The organism is Paraburkholderia sp., from assembly GCF_035656215.1.
GTDB lineage: Bacteria > Pseudomonadota > Gammaproteobacteria > Burkholderiales > Burkholderiaceae > Paraburkholderia.
Map to the genome: position 1 here is coordinate 1 of NZ_DASRSY010000139.1, position 3,851 is coordinate 3,851.

A 3,851-nucleotide genomic window follows, 5' to 3' on the forward strand; every position below is an offset into this window, starting at 1 on the left:
GACTGTTCCGTCTGCTGACGGTGGTGTGGGTCGGTAGTCTGTTGACTATCGGCTATGCCGTCGCGCCGGTGTTGTTCACCTCGCTCGACCGGATGACGGCGGGCGCGGTGGCGGCGCAGCTGTTTCGTATTGAAGGCGTGCTGGGCGCGGTGTGCGGCATTTTGCTGCTGGGTCTGGCGAACGTGCTGGTTCGCCGCGGCAGCGACGCTTATCGTCGTTTGCGTTGGTTGATCGCCGGTATGCTGGTGTGCGTGCTGGTGGGTTACTTTGCGTTGCAGCCGTTCATGAATGCAATGCGCATTGCCGCACTCGAAGCGGGCAGTGACGTCGGACATTCGGCCTATGCGACGCGTTTCGGCATCTTGCACGGCGTGTCGAGCCTGTTTTACCTGATCGAAAGCCTGCTGGGCGTGGCACTGGTGTGGAAGCTGCCGGCGAGCGTCGGCGTGGAGACAGCGGAGCAGGGCGCTCGCCACGCTGCGGGGAAGGTAGCCGGTTAAGTGGTGCTATTCCGGCTTGCTTAAGCGGGTTTGCCTGTAGAGTGAGGCAGGCGGCTTAACCCAAGCGGCATAACCCAAGCGGCATTACCTAGGCGGCCTGAGCAGCTCACCCCAAGGTGCGGACACCGCCCGCACCCTTCGTCATTCGCTTACTTCGACGACTGATGCGCGCGCTTCGCGCTGGTCTGGCGCTTCTTGGCGCGCTTAACGTTGCCGCCTTGCGTGACGCGTTCATTGCCGCGCACCACGACAGCTTTTGCCTTCGGCTTGCGCATCGGGATTTCGCTGGGCTTCACCACGGTGACCACGCGCGGTGCGCGGCCTTTACCCGGTTTGGCTTCGACAGCCGCTTCGCGGGCGCTCGGCAGGGCGCCGCGCTTGGCCTTCACGGCCGGTTGTGCTGCTGCTTCCGGCTTCCAGATTACCAGCAGCTTGCCGATATGCTGGATCGGCGCGGCGCTCAGCTTGTCGCAGATCTGTTCGTAGATGGCAATGCGCTCTTCACGTTCGTCGCCGAATACTCGGATTTTGATCAGTTGATGTGCGCCAAGGTGAACCTTGATTTCCGACAGCACAGCGTCGGTCAAGCCTTCGGCGCCGACGAACACGACCGGTTTGAGCGCATGTGCCTGGGAGCGCAACTCGGCGCGTTGGTCGGAAGAGACTTTAAGGGCTGGCATGGAAAGTGGGAGACTCGACTAAAATGGCGGCACCTGCAGCCCGGATAGATTCGGGCCATGGCACAGGGCGGCGCGTCAGAACAACAGAATCGCGGATGACTGCCAGTTTTGGCGGTGGCCGCGCGAATTAACCGCGTATTATCCCCTAAAGCGCGACATCACGCAGCAAGAGTTCTACCTTTAATGGCAAAAAACAAGTTCAATACCGCGTGGCTGCACGATCACATCAACGACCCGTACGTAAAAATGGCGCAGCGGGAGGGTTACCGCGCCCGCGCTGCCTACAAGCTGAAGGAAATCGACGAGCAGGACAAACTGATCCGGCCAGGCCAGGTGATTGTCGACCTCGGCTCGGTGCCGGGCAGCTGGAGCCAGTACGCCCGTAACAAGCTTGCCAAGGGCTCGCAACGCGACGCCGAGCGGGAGGGCGGCATCGACGGCACCATCATCGCGCTGGACATGCTGCCGATGGAGCCGATCGCCGACGTTCATTTCATCCAGGGCGACTTCCGCGAAGACTCGGTTCTCGAACAACTCGAAGAATTAGTCGGGGAGCGTCAGGTTGACCTTGTAATTTCGGATATGGCGCCCAACCTGTCGGGAGTGGCGGTGGCGGATGCCGCGCGAATCGAGCATCTGTGCGATATCGCGATGGAGTTCTCGCAAAACCACCTGAAGCCGGATGGTGCCCTTTTAGTCAAATGTTTTCATGGCAGCGGTTACAGCCAGATTGTCGAAAAGTTCAAGCGCCAGTTCAAGGTGGTGGCGGCCCGCAAGCCGAAAGCCTCGCGGGACAAATCGTCAGAAACGTTTATTTTGGGTAAGCATCTCAAGCGGCCCGCGTAGGTTCGCTGCTGGACAGTTCCGCATCTGCCGTTAATGTGCCCAAGGCGCCGGAAATCGGCGCTTTGACGGCCCGCTACGCTATTTATGTGGTAGCGAAACGTTATGGCAGGGGTCTGCGGACTGGATTAGAATGCTTTCGTGGTGCCGCAAGGAAAATGTAGGCGCCCGTCTAAGTGAAGGAGTGGTGCTTTGAACAACAATATGTTTTCGAAAGCAGCAGTGTGGCTGGTTATCGCACTGGTGCTGTTTACGGTGTTCAAGCAGTTCGACAAGCCCCGTGTCCAGGAAGGCGTTTCCTATTCGCAGTTCATGGACGACGCAAAGAACGGCAAAGTCAAGAACGTTATTGTCCAGGGGCGGAACCTTACGGTCACTCCAGCAGACGGCCAGAAGTACCAGATCGTGTCGCCGGGCGACATCTGGATGGTCGGCGATCTGATGAAGTATGGCGTTCAGGTGAGCGGCAAGGCTGATGACGAACCGAATGCGCTGGTGTCCGCGCTGTACTACCTCGGACCGACGATCCTGATCATCGGCTTCTGGTTCTACATGATGCGACAGATGCAGGGAGGCGGGAAAGGCGGTGCGTTCTCGTTCGGTAAATCCCGTGCACGTCTGATCGACGAAAACAATAACGCAATCAATTTCACCGACGTCGCCGGTTGCGACGAAGCCAAGGAGGAAGTCTCCGAACTGGTCGACTTCCTGCGCGATCCGCAGAAATTCCAGAAGCTGGGCGGGCGCATCCCGCGCGGCGTGCTGCTGGTCGGGCCGCCGGGAACCGGTAAGACGTTGCTGGCGCGCGCTATCGCCGGCGAAGCGAAGGTGCCGTTCTTCAGCATCTCGGGTTCGGACTTCGTCGAAATGTTCGTGGGTGTCGGTGCGGCGCGTGTGCGCGACATGTTCGAGCAGGCCAAGAAGCATGCACCGTGTATCGTGTTCATCGACGAAATCGACGCGGTTGGCCGTCACCGTGGCGCCGGCATGGGCGGCGGTAACGACGAACGCGAACAGACCTTGAACCAGATGCTGGTCGAGATGGATGGTTTCGAAGCGAACTCGGGTGTGATCGTGATCGCTGCAACGAACCGTTCGGACGTGCTGGACAAGGCGCTGCTGCGTCCGGGCCGTTTCGACCGTCAGGTGTACGTCGGTCTGCCGGACATCCGCGGCCGCGAGCACATCATGAAGGTTCATCTGCGCAAGGTGCCGATTTCGAACGACGTCGACGCAGCGGTTATTGCACGCGGCACGCCAGGCTTCTCGGGTGCCGATCTGGCGAACCTGGTCAACGAAGCAGCACTGTTCGCGGCTCGCCGTGGCAAGCGCATTGTCGAAATGAACGACTTCGAAGACGCGAAAGACAAGATCTTCATGGGTCCGGAGCGCAAGTCGGCCGTGATCCGCGAAGAATCGAAGCGTGCTACGGCGTATCACGAGTCGGGTCACGCGGTCATCGCCAAGCTGTTGCCGAAGGCCGATCCGGTACACAAGGTCACGATCATCCCGCGCGGCCGTGCGCTGGGCGTTACGTGGCAGTTGCCAGAGCATGACAACGAAACGTATTCGAAGGACTACCTGCTGGACCGTCTCGCGATCCTGTTCGGTGGCCGTGTTGCGGAAGAGCTGTTCCTGAACCTGATCAGCACCGGCGCGTCGGACGACTTCAACAAGGCAACGGCCACGGCTCGCGCCATGGTGGCTCGTTTCGGCATGACGGACGCACTCGGACCGATGGTCTACGTCGACGACGAAAACGACGCAACGCCGTTTGGCCGCGGTTTCACGCGCACCATCTCGGAAGCGACGCAGCAGAAGGTCGATG

Annotated in this window: 4 protein-coding genes; 3 read left to right on the plus strand and 1 reads right to left on the minus strand. The window is 60.1% G+C overall.

Features of this window, described 5'->3' with window-relative positions:
* Window positions 1–2: 2 nt before the first annotated feature.
* The gene (locus VFE81_RS08000; RefSeq protein ID WP_325044084.1) at window positions 3–500 is read left to right on the plus strand and encodes a DUF4149 domain-containing protein; all 498 of its coding nucleotides are present in this window, start codon (window positions 3–5) and stop codon (window positions 498–500) included.
* 149 nt (window positions 501–649) lie between these two features.
* On the opposite strand, the gene VFE81_RS08005 is transcribed toward VFE81_RS08000, so the two are convergent.
* Window positions 650–1,180, minus strand: coding sequence for a YhbY family RNA-binding protein (locus VFE81_RS08005; protein WP_325044085.1), 531 nt, complete (start codon window positions 1,178–1,180; stop codon window positions 650–652).
* 183 nt (window positions 1,181–1,363) lie between these two features.
* Here VFE81_RS08005 and VFE81_RS08010 point away from each other — a divergent pair, with 183 nt between their 5' ends.
* Together VFE81_RS08010 and ftsH are read left to right on the plus strand one after the other, a co-directional pair.
* Window positions 1,364–2,026 (plus strand): RlmE family RNA methyltransferase, encoded by a 663-nt coding sequence (locus tag VFE81_RS08010; protein ID WP_054036258.1) that lies wholly within the window; start codon window positions 1,364–1,366, stop codon window positions 2,024–2,026.
* Between the two features lie 189 nt (window positions 2,027–2,215).
* On the plus strand, window positions 2,216–3,851 hold a 1,636-nt coding region (ftsH, locus tag VFE81_RS08015; protein ID WP_325044086.1), incomplete at its 3' end, for an ATP-dependent zinc metalloprotease FtsH.

Excerpts from the sequence above, each read along its gene's own strand:
- VFE81_RS08005 (WP_325044085.1), bottom strand. The coding sequence starts at position 1,180 with ATGCCAGCCCTTAAAGTCTCTTCCGACCAACGCGCCGAGTTGCGCTCC.
- VFE81_RS08010 (WP_054036258.1), top strand. The coding sequence starts at position 1,364 with ATGGCAAAAAACAAGTTCAATACCGCGTGGCTGCACGATCACATCAAC.